Consider the following 19,890-nt stretch of genomic DNA (forward strand, 5'->3'; position numbering starts at 1 on the left):
TCCCGTTCTCCTTGATTCGGCGGCGCCGACCCGGGAAGGTGTCGTGATGCCCGCCGACGAGGCCCACTCCTCGGCCGTGCGGGCCGCCCCCACCTCGCACCGACAGTCAGGGACGCCCCTCAGCTCATGACCGGACGACACCGCCTCGAACGCCCCGAGAAGCACGACAAGCCACTGGCCGTACGCGCCGCCGTGGTCACCGCTCCCGTCCTGACCGCAGGTGCGGTCGGGGTCGGGGTCCTCAGCTCCGTGGCCGCCGCGCCGAGCGCCAGCAGCAGCGACGGGGTGAACCTCGAGTCCTCCGTCGGCGACGCGGCCCGGCAGGTCGCGGACACCAGCGACCGGGTGCGCAGCGAGCAGATCACCAGGTCGACCGACCGGGTCGCCACGGCCGTGAAGGTCTCCAGCGCCCCGCAGCGCCAGAAGCTGACCCGCTTCACGACCGACTCGCTCGACGTCCGGGTGCGTCCCGCCGCGGGCGCGAAGACGGTGGAGGAGCTCGAGCCGGGCACCAAGGTCACCTACACCGGGGTCGACGAGGGCCAGTTCTCCGAGATCGCCTACAAGGGTGAGCGGCGCTGGGTGACGGGGGAGTACCTCTCGAAGAAGCGCCCGCAGCTCTCGGCCGCCGAGGAAGGGTCCTCCATGGGCGTCAGCGACGGCGCCTGCCCGAGCGGCTCCGACGTGGAGTCGGGGCTGACCGACGCTGCCGTCAAGGTGCACCGCGCCGTCTGCAACAACTTCCCGGAGATCTCGACCTACCTCGGCTACGACGCCCACGGCGAGCACAGCAGCGGGAAGGCGATCGACATCATGCTCAGCGACCAGGCGCTCGGCGACCGGGTGGCGGAGTTCCTCAAGGCGCACGCCGCCGAGCTGGACCTGTACGACGTGATCTACCGCCAGCGCATCTGGACCCCGGTCCGCGCCAGCGAGGGCTGGCGCTCGATGCCGGACCGCGGCTCCGCGACGGCCAACCACTACGACCACGTCCACGTCTCGGTGAACTAGCCCCGACGTCGAGACCCCGTACGCCGGCTCAGAAACCCAGCGACGCCTCGCGCAGCGCGGCGACCCGCGCGTCGGGGCCCTCGAAGGTCAGGCCCCGGTGCTGGTCCCGCCCGAAGAGGAACATCGCGAGCTCGACCGGCTCGCCGCTGACCGTCACCGGCTCGTCGCCGCGACGCAGCGTGCGCACGCGGTCCGACCCCGACCCCTGCCCGGGCCACGAGATCCGCACCGGCACCCCGGCGGGGCGCACGAGACCGACCCCGGCCATGCCGAGCGCCCGCCAGACCTCGCGCTGCTCGTGGGCGGCGAGGGTGCGCGGTTCCCACGACGCCGCGGCACGACGGACGTCCTCGTGGTGCACGACGAGCTCGAGGGTGTTGGCCGTCCGGTCGACGACGGGCAGCCGGAACGGCGACCACAGCGGGGGCACGGACAGCCTCTCCACGAGGTCGGGCAGCGGGTCGCCGGCGTGGCGGCGCATCGCCCTGTCGGTGAGGAACCACAGCGGCCCGATCGCGATGCCCGGCATGGCCAGCAGGTCGCCCTCGCGGACGACGAGGTGCACGAGGAGGTCGTGGACCGTCCAGTCGCCGCACAGCGTGGGTGCGTCCGCACCGGCGTCCAGGGCCGACCGGCCGAGCCGGTGCCGCTCGGCGTCCACGAAGCTGCTCATGCCTGCCGACGCTATCGTCGCCGGGAATAGTCGGCCCGCTCGACTACCTTGGCGCAGTTGTGAGTACGTCGGCGCCGGACACCCCGCAGACCCGGGACGGCTCCGTCGACTCGTTGGCCGCGGCCGGTGCCTCATCGCTGCGTGACGGCCTGCGCGTGCTCGGGGTCGCGATCCGGCGCGAGCCCTGGATCTTCACCCTCTCGACCCTCGGGTCGGTGCTCTTCGGCGCGCTGACCGTCGCCGACGCATGGGTTCTCGGCTGGGCCACCGACCACGCGGTGCTGCCCGCCTTCCGTGACGGCGAGGTGGGCGGCGGGGTCCTCGTGGCGGTCGTCGCGCTGTTCGTCGGGGTCGCGCTGCTGCGTGCGGTCGGCATCGTCGCGCGCCGGCTGGGTGCGGGCATCATGCAGTACCGGATGCAGGCGGCGTACCGCCGCGAGGTCACCCGGCAGTACCTCTCCCTCCCGATGTCGTGGCACCAGCGCCACCCGACCGGGCAGCTGCTCTCCAACGCCAACTCCGACGTCGAGGCGGCCTGGGCGCCGATCGCGCCGCTGCCGATGGCGGTCGGCACGATCGCGATGATGGTGGTCGCGGTGGTGCAGATGCTGCTGGCGGACCGCCCGACGGCCGTGGTCGGACTGGTCGTCTTCCCGCTGGTGATCGTGGCCAACGTCGTCTACCAGCGGTTGTCCTCGCCCCTGATCACTCGCATCCAGTCCACCCGCGCCGACCTCTCCGAGACGGCCCACGAGTCCTTCGACGGAGCGCTCGTGGTCAAGACCCTGGGTCGCGAGGCCGAGGAGACCGAGCGGTTCTGGGCGCAGGCGTCCACCCTGCGCGACCTCGGCGTACGCGCCGGGCGGATCAGGGCGGCCTTCGACCCGGTCCTCGAGGCCCTGCCCAACCTGGCCATCCTCGGCGTGCTCGCCCTCGGCGTCGCCAGGGTGGAGACCGGCGCGGCGCAGGCCGGTGAGATCGTGACCATCGCCTACCTGCTGACCATCGTGGCCTTCCCGGTCCGCTCGATCGGCTGGCTGGTCGGGGAGTTCCCGCGCAGCGTCGTGGGCTACGAGCGCGTCCACCGGGTCCTGGACGAGACGCTGTCGCAGCAGTACGGCGCCACCCGGCCGTCCCAGGAGCCGTACGGCGCCCACCTCGGCGTGAGCGGACTCGGCTACGCCCACGACGGCGGCGAGCCGGTGCTCGGCGGGCTCGACCTGGTCGTCGAGCCGGGTCGTACGCTCGCGGTCGTCGGCGCCACCGCCAGCGGGAAGAGCACGCTCACGACGCTGCTGATGCGGCTGGTCGACCCCGACGAAGGGGTCGTCCGCCTCGACGGGCACGACCTGCGTGACCTCGCCCCCGGGGCCCTGGCCGAGCACGCCGCGCTGGTCCCGCAGAGCGCCTTCCTCTTCGACGACACCGTGCGCGGCAACGTCACCCTTGGCGCGGACGTGCCCGACGCCGCGGTCTGGGAGGCGCTGCGCACCGCCCAGGCGGAGGACTTCGTACGTCGTCTCCCGCAGGCCCTGGACACGCCGCTGGGCGAGCGCGGCACCACGCTCTCCGGCGGTCAGCGGCAGCGGCTCTCGCTGGCTCGGGCCCTCGTGCGCCGCCCTCGCCTGCTCGTGATGGACGACGCGACGTCAGCCGTCGACCCCGAGGTCGAGCAGCGGATCCTCGCGGCCATGCGCGAGAGCCGCGGCGAGGCGCCCGCCACGATGGTGCTGGTCGCGTACCGCAAGGCGACCATCGCGCTCGCCGACGAGGTCGCGTTCCTGGCCGGTGGCCGGATCGTGGACCGGGGCACGCACGAGGAGCTGCTGGTCCGCAATGCCGACTACGCGCGGTTGGTCAACGCCTACGAGGCCGAGGAGGTGGGCGCCCGATGAGCACGACGGCGGTCGACAGCGGCGAGGAGCGCGGCGCGATCGAGACGATCCGCAGCGGGTTCCGGCACTCCCCGGAGCTCGGCGCCGGTCTCAAGATCACGCTGCTCCTCGCCGTCCTCGGCGCACTCGGCCGGGTCGTCGTCCCCATCGCGGTGCAGCAGACGCTGGACCGCGGACTGGGCGGAGGCGACGGCGGTGCCGTCGACGTCGGCTTCGTCGTGCGCATGGGCCTGGTCGCCGCGCTGGCCGTGCTGGTGACGGGCGTGTCGTCGTACTTCATGACGGCGCGGCTGTTCACCGCGGCCGAGCGTGGGCTGGCGACGCTGCGCACCAAGGCGTTCCGGCACGTCCACGACCTGCCCGTGCTGACCCAGAGCACCGAGCGGCGGGGCGCGCTGGTGTCCCGGGTCACCAGCGACGTCGACCAGGTCTCGCAGTTCCTCGTCTTCGGGGGGATCGTCGCGGTCGTCTCGGTGCTGCAGGTGAGTGTCGCGACGGTCGTGATGCTCGCCTACTCGTGGCAGCTGACCCTCGTGGTGTGGCTGTGCTTCGTGCCGCTGTTCCTCTCGCTGCGCCACTTCCAGCGGCGGCTCTCGTCGGCGTACGGCTACGTCCGCCGCCAGGTCGGCGCCATGCTCTCGGCGATCTCCGAGCCGGTCGTCGGCGCGGCGGTGGTGCGTACCCACGCCATCGAGGACCGGACCCAGGAGCGGATCGACACCGCCGTCGACCGCACCCAGCGCGCCTACACCAAGGCGCAGAGCCTCACCGCGGTCACCTTCTCCCTCGGCGGGCTGTCGTCGGGCCTGGCCAACGCGGGCGTGATCGTGGTCGGGGTGCTGCTCGGTCTGGCCGGGGGCCTCTCCTCGGGCGAGGTGCTGGCCTTCGCGTTCCTGGTGACGCTGTTCGTCGGTCCGGTGCAGAACGGCACGCAGGTGCTCACCGACGCCCAGAACGCCATCGCGGGCTGGCGTCGGGTGATCGGCATCCTGGACACACCGGCCGACCTCGAGGACCCGGGAGAGCGGGGCACGGCGCTGTCCGGCGGAGCGCTCGAGATCGTCTTCGACGACGTCGCGTACGCCTACCCCGGCGGCCCGCCGGTGCTGAGCGACGTCGACGAGGCGATCGCGCCGGGCAGCCGTGTGGCGGTCGTCGGCGAGACGGGGTCCGGCAAGACCACCTTCGCCAAGCTGCTCACCCGCCTGATGGACCCGACGTCCGGCGTCGTACGCCTCGGTGGGGTCGACCTGCGCGGGGTGTCCTTCGCGACGCTGCGCCGGCGGGTGGTGATGGTGCCGCAGGAGGGGTTCCTCTTCGACTCGACCCTGCTGGCCAACGTCCGCTACGGACGCGCCGACGCCACCGAGGACGACGTGCGCCAGGCTGCGGCGCACCTCGGGCTCGGCGACTGGCTGGCCGGCCTGCCCGACGGGGTGCACACCCGGGTCGGGCAGCGTGGTGAGTCGCTCAGCGCGGGCGAGCGGCAGCTCGTCGCGCTGGTGCGCGCGCACCTGGCCGATCCCGACCTGCTGGTCCTCGACGAGGCGACCTCGGCGGTGGACCCCGAGCTGGAGACGAGGATCGGGCGTGCGCTCGAGCGCGTGATGCGGGGACGCACCTCGGTGACCATCGCGCACCGGCTCAGCACGGCCGAGCAGGCCGACGAGGTGCTGGTCTTCGACGCCGGCCGCGTCGTGCAGCGCGGGCCGCACGCCGCGCTCGTCGAGCAGGGCGGGGTCTACGGCAGGCTGCACGCCTCCTGGGTCAGCCAGGGACGCGCACCCGTCGCCTGAGGCGGGCGCCGGACCTCAGTGACCGGCGGGCTGGCGGCTCTTCAGCGCGTTCTTCGGGGCTCCGTAGCCGGCCTTGGCGAGCACGATGCCGGCGACGGCGCCGATCGGCAGCAGGGCGACGCCGATCCAGAAGGTGATCCAGCTGTACGCCATCAGCCCGATCCCACCGACCACGAAGCCGAGGGTCGCGATGGTGACCGCGGTCCAGGCGGCGATGGTGTTGCCGTGGTTGTCGGCCATGGTGCTCCTCGGGTGTGGCGGGCTGGGGTCGGGCGCTGCGAAGTCTAGGTCGCGTCGCCGCGCGAGGGTCCGGCGGACCCGGGGTCGGTGGGGTCGGCGCCGGCCTCGATCGCCTTCCACATCGCCAGCGGATCGGCGTCGGGGTCCTCCGGCGACGGGACCCGGGCCGAGGCGGCCGCGGTGGCGGGGGCGTCGTACCGGCGACCCATCTCCGGCCAGCGCGGCATCACGACCACGGAGACCGCGGTGACGGCGGTCGAGAGCACGGAGGTGACGGCGGCGACCCAGTACCACCCGGTCCGTCGCAGGCTCAGGTCGTAGCCCGGGCCGGTCTGGGTCTCCACCGACCCGCGCACGTCGTCCGGGAGGGAGGTCCACCCGGCCACCACGCAGGCGACCAGCCCCAGCGAGACGAGAACGGCGACGACACCGATCCCTCGGCGCACCCGGCCACGGGTCACCAGGAGGACGCCCCAGGCCGCGAGCAGCAGCAGGCCGAGCGCGCCGGCGAGCGGGAGCGTGCCGACGTCGGTGGTCGCGCCGGGGGCGTCCGCGACCGTACGTCCGTCGACGCGCAGGTCGTGGTCCACCCACACCTTCGCCGAGGCCAGCGCGAGCAGGGCGGCCGAGGCGACGCCGGCGACCACGAGCCGGCCGAACGAGCCGGACCGGCGTCGCGCCTCAGCCACCGATGGCTCCGTCGTCGAAGCAGGTACGGGTGCCGGTGTGGCAGGCCGGGCCGGTCTGGTCGACCTTGACCAGGACCGTGTCGCCGTCGCAGTCCAGCCTCACCTCGACCACACGCTGCGTGTGCCCGGAGGTCTCGCCCTTGACCCAGTACTCCCGGCGCGAGCGCGACCAGTACGTCCCGCGCCCGGTGTCCAGGGTGCGGCGCAGCGCCTCGGCGTCCATCCAGGCGAGCATCAGCACCTCGCCGGTGTCGTGCTGCTGCACGATCGCGGGCAGCAGTCCCTGGTCGTTGAGGGTCAGTCGCTCGGCGACGCCCGGGTCGAGGGTGCTCACCCGACCCAGTATCCGCGAGCCGCCGCGGACCGGGCCCGGAGGTGCTGGCCGGGGGCGCCTCGGCAGTGCGTGAGACGCTGGGAGCGTCCCGTCCCTGCGCCTGTGAGGTCTGCCGCCATGTCCGTGCTCGACGACATCGTCGCCGGCGTGCGCGAGGACCTCGCCGTCCGCGAGGCCGAGCTGCCCGAGTCCGCGCTGCGCGAGCGCGCTCTCGCCACGCCCCGACCCCGCGACCCGGTGCCGGCCTTCCGCTCGCCCGAGATGGCGGTGATCGCCGAGGTCAAGCGGCGCTCGCCCAGCAAGGGGCACCTCGCCGAGATCCCCGACCCGTCGGTCCTGGCGTCGTCGTACGCCGCCGGGGGCGCCGCCGCCATCAGCGTGCTGACCGAGCAGCGCCGCTTCGGCGGGTCGCTGGCCGACCTGCGCGCGGTGCGCGCGATGGTCGAGACGCCCCTGCTGCGCAAGGACTTCGTGGTCACCGAGTACCAGCTGCTGGAGGCTCGCGAGGCAGGCGCCGACCTGGCGCTGCTGATCGTCTCCGCCCTCCCCGGGGACGAGCTGGACCGGCTGTACGCCGTGGCGACGGACCTCGGGCTGACGGTGCTGGTGGAGGTCCACGACGAGGCGGAGACCGAGCGCGCGGTCGCGCTCGGTGCCGAGGTGATCGGCGTCAACTCGCGCAACCTCAAGACCCTCGAGGTCCACCCCGAGACCTTCGGGCGGCTCGCCTCGGGCATCCCGCGGGACCGGGTCCGCGTGGCCGAGTCGGGCATCACCGGCGTCGCCGACGTCGAGCGGTACGCCGCCGAGGGCGCCGACGTGTGCCTGGTCGGCGAGGCGCTGGTGATCGGCGGTGAGCCCGAGGCGGCCGTACGCGCGATGCGCGCGGTCCGTACCCGACACGAGGAGGAGGTGAGCCGATGAGCACCGCGCACGAGATCAGGCCGGGCTACGGCCCCGACGAGACCGGCCACTACGGCGACTTCGGCGGCCGGTTCATGCCCGAGGCGCTCGTCGCCGCGCTGGACGAGCTCGACACCGCCTGGCAGAAGGCGGTCCTCGACCCGGTCTTCATCGCCGACTTCGAGCGTCTGCTGCGCGACTACGCCGGCACGCCGAGCATGTTGTACGACGCCGAGCGGCTCTCCGAGCGCGCCGGCGCCCGGATCCTGCTCAAGCGCGAGGACCTCAACCACACGGGCGCCCACAAGATCCGCAACGTCCTCGGCCAGGCGCTGCTGACCAAGCGGATGGGCAAGAAGCGCGTGATCGCCGAGACCGGTGCCGGCCAGCACGGGGTCGCCTCGGCGACCGCGGCGGCGTACCTCGGCCTGGACTGCACCGTCTACATGGGCGAGGTCGACACCGAGCGCCAGGCGCTCAACGTCGCGCGGATGCAGCTGCTCGGCGCCGAGGTCGTGCCGGTGACGAGTGGGTCGCGGACGCTCAAGGACGCCATCAACGAGGCGCTGCGCGACTGGGTCGCCTCGGTCGACCACACGGCTTACCTGTTCGGCACCGCGGCCGGACCGCACCCCTTCCCGAGCCTGGTTCTCTCCTTCGTCCGCGGCATCGGTGACGAGGCGAGGCGCCAGTGCCTGGAGCTGACCGGTGCGCTGCCCGAGGCGGTCGCCGCCTGCGTCGGCGGTGGGTCCAACGCGATCGGGCTGTTCGCCGGCTTCGTCGACGACCCCGACGTGGCGCTCTACGGCTACGAGCCCGGCGGGGACGGCGTCGACACCGACCGGCACGCGGCCACGATCTGGGCCGGTGACGTCGGGGTGCTGCACGGCGCGCGTACCTACGTCCTGCAGGACGAGGACGGCCAGACCCTGGAGTCGCACTCGATCTCGGCGGGGCTGGACTACCCCGGGGTCGGACCTCAGCACGCGCACCTCGCCCGGACCGGCCGCGCGTCGTACGTCCCCGTCACCGACACCGAGGCGATGGAGGCGATGCGGCTGCTGTCGCGGACCGAGGGGATCATCCCCGCGATCGAGTCCGCGCACGCCGTGGCGGGCGCGATGAACCTCGCGAAGGAGCGTCCCGGGCAGACGATCCTGGTCAACCTCTCCGGCCGCGGGGACAAGGACATGGCCACCGCGCTGGAGTGGTTCGGGCTCGGCGACGCCGAGGCCACGGACGAGCCGACGGAGCAGGAGCAGTGATCACCCCGTGAGCGTCTCGGTCGCCTTCGAGAAGGCGCGGGCCGACGATCGTGCCGCCCTGGTCGGGTACCTCCCGGCCGGCTTCCCCGACGCCGAGGGGTCGATCGACGCGTTGCAGGTGATGGTCGAGGCCGGGTGCGACGTGATCGAGGTCGGCCTGCCCTACTCCGACCCGGTGATGGACGGGCCGACCGTGCAGGCGGCGGTGCAGCAGGCGCTGGAGGGCGGTTCGCGCACCACCGACGTGCTGCGGACCGTGGAGGCGGTCGCGGCCACCGGGGCGCCGACCGTGGTGATGACGGCCTGGAACCCCGTGGAGAGGTACGGCGTGGAGCGCTTCGCCGCCGCCCTCGACGACGCCGGCGGGGCCGGACTGATCACGCCTGACATCACGCCCGACGAGGCGGGCCCCTGGCTCGAGGCGGCCGACGCGCGCGACCTGGACAAGATCTTCCTCGTCGCTCCGTCCTCGACGCCCGAGCGGCTGGCGATGACCGTGGCGAGCTGCCGGGGCTTCGTCTACGCCACCGCGGTGATGGGGGTGACCGGTGCCCGCTCGAGTGCCCCGACGCTGGCCGGGCCGCTGGTCGAGCGGACCCGCGCTGCGACCGACCTGCCGATCGGGGTCGGGCTGGGGATCTCGAACGCCGACCAGGCCGCCGAGGTCGCTGCCTACGCCGACGCCGTCATCGTCGGCTCCGCCTTCGTCCGCACGCTGCTCGACGCCGGCACCGACCGCCGCGCGGGCCTGGACGCCCTGCGTGCACTGACCGAGGACCTCGCCCGAGGAGTACGCCGTGCCTGACCTGACGCCGCTGTTCATCCCGAGCCCGAGCGAGGGGGTCTGGCACCTCGGACCGCTGCCGATCCGGGCCTACGCGCTGTGCATCATCGCCGGCGTCGTCGCCGCGATCTGGGTCGGCGAGCGCCGCTTCGTCGCTCGCGGCGGGCGGCCCGGCGAGATGTCGGACGTCGCGATCTGGGCGGTGCCGTTCGGCCTGGTCGGCGGGCGGCTCTACCACGTGATCACCGACCACGACCTGTACTTCGGGACCGGCCGGCACCCCGTCGAGGCGCTCTACATCTGGAACGGCGGTCTCGGCATCTGGGGGGCTATCGCGCTCGGCGCGCTGGGCGCCTGGATCGCCGCCCGCCGTCGCGGGATCCGGCTGGCGGTGCTGGCCGACGCGCTCGCGCCCGGCCTCCTCCTCGCCCAGGCGATCGGCCGGTTCGGCAACTACTTCAACCAGGAGCTGTTCGGCCGGCCGACAACGCTCCCGTGGGGGCTGGAGATCTCGCCGGAGAAGCGGCCCCCGGGCTTCGGCGACTACGCCACCTTCCACCCGACCTTCCTCTACGAGGCGCTGTGGAACGTGGTCGGGATGGTGCTGATCATCTGGCTGGCCCGGCGGTTCCTCCTCGGCCACGGACGGGTCTTCGCGCTGTACGTCATGTGGTACTGCGCCGGGCGGAGCTGGATCGAGATGCTCCGCATCGACACCATCGAGCTCAACGACGTGCTCGGGCTGCGCTGGGGCGTCTGGATGTCGATCCTGCTGTTCCTGCTGGCGCTGGGGTACGTCGTGCGCGCCGGCCGGCACGGACCGCGCGAGGACTCGCCGTACGACCCGGAGCGACGGGAGGCGTGGCTCGAGAAGAACGGGTCCGCCGTCGAGACCGACGAGAAGGCCGACGAGAAGGCCGACGACCGGTCCACCCGCGAAGAGACCCGCTAGTCGATCACGGCCCGCCGCTGCGTGGTCTCGACGTCCTCCCTCGCTGGCGCTCGGTCGGGCTCGACCACCCGGTGGTCCAGCGCGTCGGGGCCCGGTGAGGTGCGTGCCGGTCGGTGGCCACGGGTGGTCGAGCAGCGAGCGCCAGCGAGCGCGTCGAGGCCCGGCGTACGGTCGCGAGATGGATCTGCTGCGCACGCCCGAGGACCGCTTCTCCCGCCTGGCGGACTTCCCGTACGAGCCGCACTACGCGGAGCTGGCCGACGGCGTAAGGATGGCGTGGGTCGAGGCCGGACCTGCGGACGGCCCGGTGGTCCTGCTGCTGCACGGTGAGCCGTCGTGGTCGTACCTCTACCGCTCGATGCTCCCGGTGCTCGCCGAGGCGGGCATGCGTGCCGTGGCGCCGGACCTCGTCGGCTTCGGCCGCTCGGACAAGCCTGCGCGGCGCGAGGACCACTCGTACGCCGCGCACGTCGAGTGGGTACGAGCGCTGGCCTTCGACGTGCTCGACCTGCGTGACGTCACGCTCGTCGGCCAGGACTGGGGCGGGCTGATCGGGCTCCGCCTCGTCGCCGAGCACCCGGACCGCTTCGCCCGCGTCGTCGCCGCCAACACGGGGCTGCCGACCGGCGACCACGACATGCCGGAGGTCTGGCACCGCTTCCGCCGGGCCGTCCAGGGCGCGGCCGACCTCGACGTCGGACGCCTGGTCGCCTCCGGGTGCGCACGAGGTCTGGACCCCGTGGCGCGCGCCGCGTACGACGCACCGTTCCCGGACGAGTCCTTCAAGGCGGGCCCGCGCGCGATGCCCGGCCTGGTGCCGTACGTCCCCGACGACCCGGCCAGCGAGGACAACCGGCGTGCCTGGGCGACGCTGACCGGTAGCGACCTCCCGGTGCTGGTCGCCTTCTCCGACTCCGACCCGATCACCGCGGCGATGGGTCCGGTGCTGCGCCGCGCGCTGCCCGGCGCACACGGGCGCGAGCACCCGACGATCACCGGTGCCGGCCACTTCCTGCAGGAGGACGCGGGGCCGGAGCTCGCCGCCGCAGTGGTGGAGCTCGTCGCGACGGCCTGACCGCGCGTGGTCAGCCGCGGCGCACCCGCGGGCCGAGCTTGATGTAGTCCCGCAGCTGACCCGGCAGGCTGGCGTCGTCCAGGTACCCGCTGAAGGTCTCGGCGTCGACGTCGACGGCGAAGGTGGCCGCCGCGCCACCGACCCGCACCCAGCGGGGGTTGCCCAGGCACGAGCGCGGGATGCTCGCGGTGACGCTGTCTCGGGCGTAGTCGATGTGGGTGCGCAGGCCCTTGCAGCGGACGGGGGAGAACCGGTAGGCGTGGGAGAAGTCGCGCTCGCCCTGCGGCCGGCCGCGGTGGGCGTCCAGGAACAGGTCGTAGTAGCGGTGCCCCGGCGTCTTCAGGCGGAAGGCGTGGAACGCGTCCTGGCTGCCCGAGGGGCGGCTCAGGGCGGCGTACTGCATGACCATCCGCACCCGGTGCGGACCGTGGACGACGCGCAGCGCGGTCACGTCGCCCTCGGCCTGCGCCGGGTCGACGGCGGGCGCCGGGCCGCTCGCGTCGTCGAAGCTCGTCTCGACGTGCTGGACGTCGTGCTGCCGGTCGACCGTGGTGTGGCGGGCGGCGAGCGCGGGCGCGGTGGGTGCGAGCAGGGCGAGGACGCCGGCAGCGGCGAGGGCGAGGGGCGTACGACGGGTGCGCATGAGATCTCCTGGATTCGGGCCCGGACGGTGCGGGCGAGGGAAACGTAGACGATCAGTGGCGAGCGCGTAGACGTTTCGCAGGGAGTCCTCCGGCGCGCGTCGTCCTGCGGGGGGAGTGGCTGTGATCACATGGAGCTCCGACCGCCCAGGGCCCAGGGAGGGACCATGAGCAGCCGTACCGACCAGCGCGACGTCGACGGGGGAGCACCACCCCGGTGGAGACTCCTCGGTCCCGGCCTGGTCGTGGCCGCGACCGGCGTCGGCGCCGCCGACCTGGTCGCCACCCTCGTCGCCGGCAGCAAGTACGGCTACGCGCTGCTCTGGGCCGTCGTGCTCGGCTGCGTGATGAAGATCGTGCTCGTCGAGGGCGCGGGCCGCTACAGCCTGGCGACCGGGCGGACGATCTTCGAGGGCTGGGCCACGCTGGGGCGCTGGACCTCGTGGTACTTCGGGCCGTACATCACGATCTGGGGCATCGTCTACGGCGCCGCAGCGATGGCCGGCACCGGGCTCGCCCTGCACGCGCTGCTGCCGTTCCTCGGCGTCAAGGCGTGGGGCGTCGTCTGCGGGCTCCTCGGCGCAGCCCTGGTGTGGACCGGGCGCTACGGGATCTTCGAGAAGGTGCTCGGTGTCCTCGTCCTCCTGATGTTCGTCACGATGGTCGGCGCTGCCGTGGTGACCCTGCCGAACCTGCCCGACATGGTGGGCGGGCTGGTGCCACGGATCCCCGATGGTGCGCTGGTCAACGTGCTGAGCGTCGCCGGCGGCGTCGGCGGGACCATCACCCTGGCGGCGTACGGCTACTGGCTGCGGGAGAAGGGCTGGAGCACGCCTCGGTTCATGCGGGTGATGCGGATCGACAACACCGTCGCGTACGTCGTGACCGGCATCTTCGTCCTCGCCACCCTGATCGTCGGCGCCGAGCTGCTGTACTCCGCCCGGATCGCGGTCGCGACCGGCGACGAGGGGCTGCTCGACCTGTCGAACGTGCTCGAGGACCGGTACGGCTCCGTCACCGGCACGGTCTTCCTCGTCGGGTTCTTCGCCGCAGCGATGAGCTCGCTGCTCGGCGTGTGGAACGGCGTCAGCCTGATGTTTGCCGACTTCGTCGCCCACGCGCGTCAGGAGGGGCCGCAGGCGGCGGCCGCGGGCGGGCGGTACTACAAGGCGTACATCGTGTGGCTCACCGTGCCGCCGATCATCTTGATCTACCTCGGCAAGCCGGTCGCGCTGATCTTGGCGTACGGCGTCCTCGGGGCCTTCTTCATGCCCTTCCTGGCCGTCACCCTGCTGTGGATCCTCAACACCGACCGGGTGCCGCGCGAGTGGCGCAACAAGCTGCCCTCCAACATCGCGATGGTCCTGTGCGCGGTGGCGTTCGCCGCCCTCGCCGTCAACGAGGTGGCGAAGGCGATCGCCGGGGCCTGAGCGCCCGCCACGGGGCCGTCCGCGCGTCTGCCGACCGCCCGGACGGATGCGGAGGTGCGGTGAGCGCTGGGTTACGCTTCGGTTTCGCATGGGCCAAGGTCGTCCCAGCATGCTCTGACCACGCCGCGACGGGTGACCGATCGCGCTCGACGACGGGAGAGTGCACATGCAGGCATTCCCGCCGCCCCAGGGGCTCTACGACGGTGCGCACGAGCACGACGCCTGTGGCGTCGCCTTCGTGGCCACCCTGACCGGTGAGCCCACCCACGACATCGTGGAGAAGGCACTCACGGCGCTGAAGAACCTCGACCACCGCGGTGCCGCCGGTGCCGAGGCCAACTCCGGCGACGGTGCCGGGCTGCTGATGCAGCTGCCGCACGACTTCTTCGCCGAGGTCGCCGGTGAGTGCGGCTTCGAGCTGCCCGGCCGGCACCGGTACGCCGTCGGCACCGCCTTCATCCCCGGCGACGACGAGCAGGTCGCCAAGACGAAGGCCCGCCTGGAGGAGCTCGCCGGCGAGGAGGGCCTCGCGGTCCTCGGCTGGCGCGAGGTCCCCACGGACCCCTCGACCGTGGGCGCGACCGCGGTCTCGGTGATGCCCACCTTCGTGCAGATGTTCGTGGGCGGCGCCCGCGGCCCCGTGATGGGCATGGGCCTGGAGCGGATGGCGTACTGCCTGCGCAAGCGTGCGGAGAACGAGCTGGAGGTCTACTTCCCCTCGCTGTCCGGGCGCACCATCAACTACAAGGGCATGCTCACCACCAACCAGCTCGACGAGTTCTACCCCGACCTGCACGACGAGCGGTTCCGCACCGCGATCGCGATCGTGCACTCGCGGTTCTCGACCAACACCTTCCCGAGCTGGCCGCTCTCGCACCCGTTCCGGTTCATCGCCCACAACGGCGAGATCAACACCGTCAAGGGCAACCGCAACTGGATGCGTGCCCGCGAGGCGCTGCTGTCCTCGGAGCTCATCGACGGCGACCTCGAGCGGCTCTTCCCGGTCATCACCCAGGGTGCGTCGGACTCGGCGTCCTTCGACGAGGTGCTCGAGCTGCTGCACCTCGGTGGTCGCTCGCTGCCGCACTCGGTGCTGATGATGATCCCGGAGGCCTGGGAGAACAACGAGGACATGGACCCCGCCCAGCGGGCGTTCTACGAGTTCCACGCCTCGCTGATGGAGCCCTGGGACGGCCCGGCGTGCGTGGTGTTCACCGACGGCGACCAGGTCGGCGCGGTCCTGGACCGCAACGGGCTGCGCCCCTCGCGCTACTGGATCACCGACGACGGGCTGGTCGTGCTCGCCTCCGAGGTCGGCGTGCTGGACATCGACCCCGCCACCGTCGTCCGCAAGGGCCGGTTGCAGCCGGGCCGGATGTTCCTCGTCGACACCGAGGAGCACCGCGTCGTCGAGGACGAGGAGCTCAAGGGCTCCCTGGCCGCCGAGCACCCGTACGACGAGTGGCTGCACGCCGGCGTCATCAAGCTCGGTGACATCCCCGAGCGCGAGCACGTCATCCACTCCCACGCGTCGGTCACCCGCCGCCAGCAGGTCTTCGGCTACACCGAGGAGGAGCTGCGCGTCCTGCTCACCCCGATGGCCAACACCGGTGCCGAGCCGATCGGCTCGATGGGCACGGACACCCCCGTCGCGGTGCTCTCCGACCGCCCGCGGATGCTCTTCGACTACTTCGCCCAGCTGTTCGCCCAGGTCACGAACCCCCCGCTGGACGCGATCCGCGAGGAGCTGGTGACCTCGCTGGCCGGCAAGATCGGCCCCGAGGCGAACCTCCTCGACCCGACGCCGGCGTCCTGCCGCCAGATCGTGCTCCCGGTCCCGGTGATCACCAACGACGACCTGGTCAAGATCCGCCACATCAACGCGGAGGGGGACAGCCCCGGCTTCGTCTCCCACGTCTCCCGTGGCCTGTACGAGGTCGCCGGCGGTGGCGACGCGCTGCGCCGCCGCCTCGACGAGATCTGCCAGGAGGTCTCCGAGGCGATCGCCGACGGCGCGCGCACCATCGTGCTCTCGGACCGGCACTCGACCGCCGAGCTGGCGCCGATCCCGTCGCTGCTGCTCACTGCGGCCGTCCACCACCACCTCGTCCGCGAGAAGACCCGCACCCAGGTCGGGCTGCTGGTCGAGGCCGGGGACGTGCGCGAGGTGCACCACGTCGCGCTGCTCATCGGGTACGGCGCCGCCGGTGTCAACCCGTACCTCGCCATGGAGTCGGTCGAGGACCTCGCCCGCGACGCCTACTACGTCACCGCCGAGCCCGAGCAGGCCGTGGCCAACCTGGTCAAGGCGATGAACAAGGGCGTGCTCAAGGTGATGTCGAAGATGGGCGTCTCGACGGTGGCCTCGTACACCGGTGCCCAGATCTTCGAGGCCCTCGGGCTCTCGCAGGAGGTGGTCGACCGCTACTTCACCGGCACCACCTCCAAGCTGGGCGGCATCGACCTGGACGACATCGCCCGGGAGGTCGCGCTGCGGCACCGCCTGGCGTACCCGACCAGCGGCATCGCGCCCAACCACCGCGACCTCGCCGTGGGCGGGGAGTACCAGTGGCGTCGGGAGGGCGAGGAGCACCTGTTCGACCCCGAGACCGTCTTCCGCCTGCAGCACGCCACCCGCGAGGGCAAGTACGACGTCTTCAAGGCCTACACCGGCCGCGTCAACTCCCAGGCCGAGCGGCTGATGACGCTGCGCGGGCTGTTCGCCTTCAAGGACGCCTCGCAGACCGAGCGGCCCTCGATCGACATCGACGAGGTCGAGCCGGTCTCGGAGATCGTGAAGCGGTTCTCGACCGGCGCGATGTCGTACGGCTCGATCTCTCAGGAGGCGCACGAGACCCTCGCCATCGCGATGAACCGGCTGGGCGCGAAGTCCAACACCGGCGAGGGCGGCGAGGACCCCGAGCGGCTGCACGACCCCGAGCGGCGCTCGGCGATCAAGCAGGTCGCGTCCGGACGCTTCGGCGTGACGTCGGAGTACCTCACCAACGCCGACGACATCCAGATCAAGATGGCGCAGGGCGCGAAGCCCGGCGAGGGCGGGCAGCTGCCCGGCCACAAGGTCTACCCGTGGGTGGCCAAGACCCGATTCTCCACGCCTGGCGTCGGCCTGATCTCTCCGCCGCCGCACCACGACATCTACTCGATCGAGGACCTCGCCCAGCTGATCCACGACCTCAAGAACGCCAACCCCTCGGCGCGGGTGCACGTGAAGCTGGTCGCCGAGGTGGGCGTGGGGACGGTCGCCGCGGGGGTCTCGAAGGCGCACGCCGACGTCGTCCTGGTCTCCGGGCACGACGGTGGCACCGGCGCGTCGCCGCTGACCTCGCTCAAGCACGCGGGCGGTCCGTGGGAGCTCGGCCTGGCCGAGACCCAGCAGACGCTGCTGCTCAACGGGCTCCGCGACCGGATCGTCGTGCAGACCGACGGTCAGCTGAAGACCGGTCGGGACGTCGTCGTGGCCGCGCTGCTCGGTGCCGAGGAGTACGGCTTCGCCACCGCGCCGCTCGTGGTGTCGGGCTGCATCCTCATGCGGGTCTGCCACCTCGACACCTGCCCGGTCGGCGTCGCGACCCAGAACCCGGTGCTGCGCGAGCGCTACACCGGCAAGGCCGACTACGTCGTCACGTTCTTCGAGTACATCGCCGAGGAGGTGCGCGAGCTGCTCGCCGAGCTCGGCTTCCGCACGCTGGACGAGGCGATCGGTCACGCCGAGGTGCTCGACAAGACCGCCGCGGTCAACCACTGGAAGGCGCAGGGGCTCGACGTCACGCCGATCTTCCACGTGCCCGAGGTCGGCGAGCAATTCGCCGAGCAGGACCGCTACTGCACGAAGTCGCAGGACCACGGCCTGGACAAGGCGCTGGACAACGAGCTGATCGAGCTCGCGAGGCCGGCGCTGGAGTCCGGTGAGCCGGTCCGCGCCCAGGTCGAGGTGCGCAACGTCAACCGCACGGTCGGCACGATGCTCGGCCACGAGGTCACCAAGCGCTACAAGGGCGAGGGGCTGCCGGCCGGCACGATCGACATCACCCTCACCGGGTCGGCGGGCCAGTCCTTCGGCGCCTTCCTCCCGCGCGGGGTCACCCTGCGGCTGGAGGGCGACGCCAACGACTACGTCGGCAAGGGCCTGTCCGGCGGGCGGGTCGTCGTCCGCCCCGACCGGGCCGCGACCTTCCCGGCCGAGGAGCACATCATCGCCGGCAACACGGTGGCGTACGGCGCGACCGAGGGGCACGCATTCCTGCGCGGCCAGGTCGGCGAGCGGTTCGCCGTGCGCAACTCCGGCGCGTGGCTGGTCACGGAAGGCGTGGGCGACCACGGCTGCGAGTACATGACCGGTGGCCGTGTAGCCGTCCTCGGGCCGACCGGACGCAACTTCGCGGCCGGCATGTCCGGCGGGATCGCCTGGGTCCTCGACCTCGACGACACCCGGGTCAACAAGGAGCTGGTCGAGCTGCGACCGGTGGTCGACGAGGCCGCCGAGGAGCTGCACGACCTGGTCCGCCAGCACCAGGAGGAGACCGGGTCGCCGGTGGCCGAGGCGCTGCTGGCCGACTGGGACACGTCGCTGACCCGCTTCACCGAGGTGATGCCCAGCGACTTCAAGGTGGTCCTCGAGGCGAAGGCGAAGGCCGAGGCCGACGGACTGGACGAGAAGGAAACCGCCAACCGGATGATGGAGGCACTCCATGGCTGACCCCAAGGGCTTCCTCAAGAGCGGGCGCGAGGTCGCGTCACGGCGCCCGGTCGAGGAGCGCGTCAACGACTGGGACGAGGTCTACCCCGGTGGTCCGGGCCGCGCACTCCTGCCGATCATCACCGAGCAGGCCGGGCGCTGCATGGACTGCGGCATCCCGTTCTGCCACCAGGGCTGCCCGCTGGGCAACATCATCCCGGAGTGGAACGACCTGGTCTGGCGCGACGACTGGGACGCCGCGATCGAGCGGCTGCACGCGACCAACAACTTCCCGGAGTTCACCGGTCGGCTCTGCCCGGCCCCGTGCGAGACCGCCTGCGTGCTGGGGATCAACCAGGACCCGGTGACGATCAAGAACGTCGAGGTCTCGATCATCGACCGCGCGTGGGAGTCGCGGGCCGTGCGACCCGAGCCGCCGGAGTGGCTGACCGGTCGTACCGTCGCCGTGATCGGCTCGGGCCCGGCCGGGCTCGCCGTCGCCCAGCAGCTGACCCGGCAGGGGCACACGGTCGCGGTGTACGAGCGCGCCGACAAGATCGGCGGCCTCATGCGCTACGGCATCCCCGAGTTCAAGATGGAGAAGAAGGTCCTCGACCGGCGTCTGGACCAGATGCGTCGCGAGGGCACGGTCTTCCGTACCGGCGTCCAGGTCGGTGACACCCTGACCGGCGACCAGCTGCGCAAGCGGTACGACGCCGTCGTGCTGGCCATCGGCTCCACCGTGGCCCGCGACCTGCCGATCCCCGGGCGCGAGCTCGGCGGGATCCACCAGGCGATGGAGTTCCTCCCGCAGTCGAACCGGTCCGCCCTCGGCCAGGAGGTCGAGGGGCAGATCCGCGCCGACGGCAAGAACGTCGTCATCATCGGCGGCGGCGACACCGGGGCCGACTGCCTGGGCACCTCCACCCGGCACGGGGCCGCCTCGATCACCCAGCTGGAGATCATGGGCCAGCCGGGCGAGGAGCGACCGGCCCACCAGCCGTGGCCGACGTACCCGATGACCTTCCGCGTCTCCTCGGCCCACGAGGAGGCCGGCGACCGGGTGTACGGCGTGTCGACCAAGGAGTTCCTGGCTGACGACGACGGCAACGTGCGGGCGCTGAAGCTGGTCGACGTGACCTTCGAGGACGGGAAGATGACCGAGGTCGAGGGCACCGAGCGGGAGATCCCCGCCGAGCTGGTGCTCTTCGCGATGGGCTTCACCGGACCCGAGACCGATGGCCTGGTCGACCAGCTCGGACCCGAGCTGGACGAGCGCGGCAACATCGCGCGGGACTCGGCGTACATGACCTCCGTCGAGGGCGTCTTCGTCGCCGGGGACGCCGGGCGCGGTCAGTCCCTGATCGTCTGGGCCATCGCCGAGGGCCGCTCGTGCGCCGCCGGCGTCGACGCCTGGCTGACGGGGGCGACCACCCTGCCCGCGCCGATCCAGCCGACCGAGCGCCCGCTCATGGCCTGACCCGGCGCACACCAGCACCTGGGGCT

16 protein-coding genes are annotated in these 19,890 nt (G+C 72.4%); 11 read left to right on the plus strand and 5 right to left on the minus strand.

All coding sequences use genetic code 11. The features are described from left to right. The first annotated feature begins 126 nt into the window (after positions 1 to 126). Positions 127 to 1,011, plus strand: a complete 885-nt coding sequence (locus IEX42_RS00950) for an SH3 domain-containing protein (RefSeq protein WP_188777410.1) — start codon at positions 127 to 129, stop codon at positions 1,009 to 1,011. A gap of 28 nt (positions 1,012 to 1,039) precedes the next feature. Here IEX42_RS00950 and IEX42_RS00955 read toward each other — a convergent pair whose 3' ends face one another. Next, positions 1,040 to 1,684, minus strand: coding sequence for a TIGR03085 family metal-binding protein (locus IEX42_RS00955; RefSeq protein WP_188777412.1), 645 nt, complete (start codon positions 1,682 to 1,684; stop codon positions 1,040 to 1,042). 59 nt (positions 1,685 to 1,743) lie between these two features. Here IEX42_RS00955 and IEX42_RS00960 point away from each other — a divergent pair, with 59 nt between their 5' ends. Together IEX42_RS00960 and IEX42_RS00965 are read left to right on the plus strand one after the other, a co-directional pair. Then, complete coding sequence (locus IEX42_RS00960) at positions 1,744 to 3,579, plus strand: ABC transporter ATP-binding protein (protein WP_229660481.1); 1,836 nt, start codon at positions 1,744 to 1,746, stop codon at positions 3,577 to 3,579. After that, the gene (locus IEX42_RS00965; RefSeq protein ID WP_188777414.1) at positions 3,576 to 5,375 is read left to right on the plus strand and encodes an ABC transporter ATP-binding protein; all 1,800 of its coding nucleotides are present in this window, start codon (positions 3,576 to 3,578) and stop codon (positions 5,373 to 5,375) included. The genes IEX42_RS00960 and IEX42_RS00965 overlap by 4 nt, the downstream gene beginning before the upstream one ends. Before the next feature lie 15 nt (positions 5,376 to 5,390). Here the strand turns inward: IEX42_RS00965 and IEX42_RS00970 are convergent, their stop codons facing one another. Genes IEX42_RS00970 through hisI form a run of 3 tightly spaced genes read right to left on the minus strand, consistent with a single transcriptional unit; the run spans position 5,391 to position 6,638 of the window. After that, the gene (locus IEX42_RS00970) at positions 5,391 to 5,615 is read right to left on the minus strand and encodes an HGxxPAAW family protein (protein ID WP_188777416.1); all 225 of its coding nucleotides are present in this window, start codon (positions 5,613 to 5,615) and stop codon (positions 5,391 to 5,393) included. Between the two features lie 44 nt (positions 5,616 to 5,659). Further along, a complete protein-coding gene (locus IEX42_RS00975) occupies positions 5,660 to 6,304 on the minus strand; it encodes a Trp biosynthesis-associated membrane protein (protein ID WP_188777417.1) in 645 nt (214 codons plus the stop codon). Next, positions 6,297 to 6,638, minus strand: a complete 342-nt coding sequence (gene hisI, locus IEX42_RS00980) for a phosphoribosyl-AMP cyclohydrolase (protein ID WP_229660482.1) — start codon at positions 6,636 to 6,638, stop codon at positions 6,297 to 6,299. Before hisI ends, IEX42_RS00975 begins: the two co-directional genes overlap by 8 nt. A gap of 117 nt (positions 6,639 to 6,755) precedes the next feature. Here hisI and trpC point away from each other — a divergent pair, with 117 nt between their 5' ends. The 5 genes from trpC (at position 6,756) to IEX42_RS01005 (ending at position 11,617) form a co-directional block, all read left to right on the plus strand. Beyond that, positions 6,756 to 7,562 carry an indole-3-glycerol phosphate synthase TrpC gene (trpC, locus tag IEX42_RS00985; RefSeq protein ID WP_188777419.1) on the plus strand — a complete coding sequence of 269 codons (807 nt, stop codon included), beginning with the start codon at positions 6,756 to 6,758 and terminating at the stop codon, positions 7,560 to 7,562. After that, entirely contained in the window at positions 7,559 to 8,806 is a 1,248-nt protein-coding gene (gene trpB / locus IEX42_RS00990; RefSeq protein WP_188777421.1) for a tryptophan synthase subunit beta, read from the plus strand. Before trpC ends, trpB begins: the two co-directional genes overlap by 4 nt. Before the next feature lie 7 nt (positions 8,807 to 8,813). After that, the gene (gene trpA / locus IEX42_RS00995; protein WP_188777422.1) at positions 8,814 to 9,611 is read left to right on the plus strand and encodes a tryptophan synthase subunit alpha; all 798 of its coding nucleotides are present in this window, start codon (positions 8,814 to 8,816) and stop codon (positions 9,609 to 9,611) included. Further along, complete coding sequence (gene lgt, locus IEX42_RS01000) at positions 9,604 to 10,542, plus strand: prolipoprotein diacylglyceryl transferase (RefSeq protein ID WP_308422188.1); 939 nt, start codon at positions 9,604 to 9,606, stop codon at positions 10,540 to 10,542. Before trpA ends, lgt begins: the two co-directional genes overlap by 8 nt. Positions 10,543 to 10,720: 178 nt before the next feature. Next, positions 10,721 to 11,617 (plus strand): haloalkane dehalogenase, encoded by an 897-nt coding sequence (locus tag IEX42_RS01005; protein WP_188777424.1) that lies wholly within the window; start codon positions 10,721 to 10,723, stop codon positions 11,615 to 11,617. Positions 11,618 to 11,627: 10 nt separating this feature from the next. Here IEX42_RS01005 and IEX42_RS01010 read toward each other — a convergent pair whose 3' ends face one another. Then, positions 11,628 to 12,260 (minus strand): hypothetical protein, encoded by a 633-nt coding sequence (locus IEX42_RS01010; RefSeq protein ID WP_188777426.1) that lies wholly within the window; start codon positions 12,258 to 12,260, stop codon positions 11,628 to 11,630. A gap of 165 nt (positions 12,261 to 12,425) precedes the next feature. Between IEX42_RS01010 and IEX42_RS01015 the strand changes: the two genes are divergently transcribed. The 3 genes from IEX42_RS01015 (at position 12,426) to IEX42_RS01025 (ending at position 19,864) form a co-directional block, all read left to right on the plus strand. Beyond that, the gene (locus IEX42_RS01015; protein WP_188777428.1) at positions 12,426 to 13,688 is read left to right on the plus strand and encodes an Nramp family divalent metal transporter; all 1,263 of its coding nucleotides are present in this window, start codon (positions 12,426 to 12,428) and stop codon (positions 13,686 to 13,688) included. 166 nt (positions 13,689 to 13,854) lie between these two features. Further along, positions 13,855 to 18,405 (plus strand): glutamate synthase large subunit, encoded by a 4,551-nt coding sequence (gene gltB, locus IEX42_RS01020; protein ID WP_188777430.1) that lies wholly within the window; start codon positions 13,855 to 13,857, stop codon positions 18,403 to 18,405. Beyond that, positions 18,398 to 19,864, plus strand: coding sequence for a glutamate synthase subunit beta (locus tag IEX42_RS01025; RefSeq protein WP_188777432.1), 1,467 nt, complete (start codon positions 18,398 to 18,400; stop codon positions 19,862 to 19,864). Before gltB ends, IEX42_RS01025 begins: the two co-directional genes overlap by 8 nt. Positions 19,865 to 19,890: the final 26 nt, after the last annotated feature.

The sequence above is a fragment of the Marmoricola endophyticus genome (assembly GCF_014644415.1).
GTDB classification, from domain to species: domain Bacteria; phylum Actinomycetota; class Actinomycetes; order Propionibacteriales; family Nocardioidaceae; genus Marmoricola; species Marmoricola endophyticus.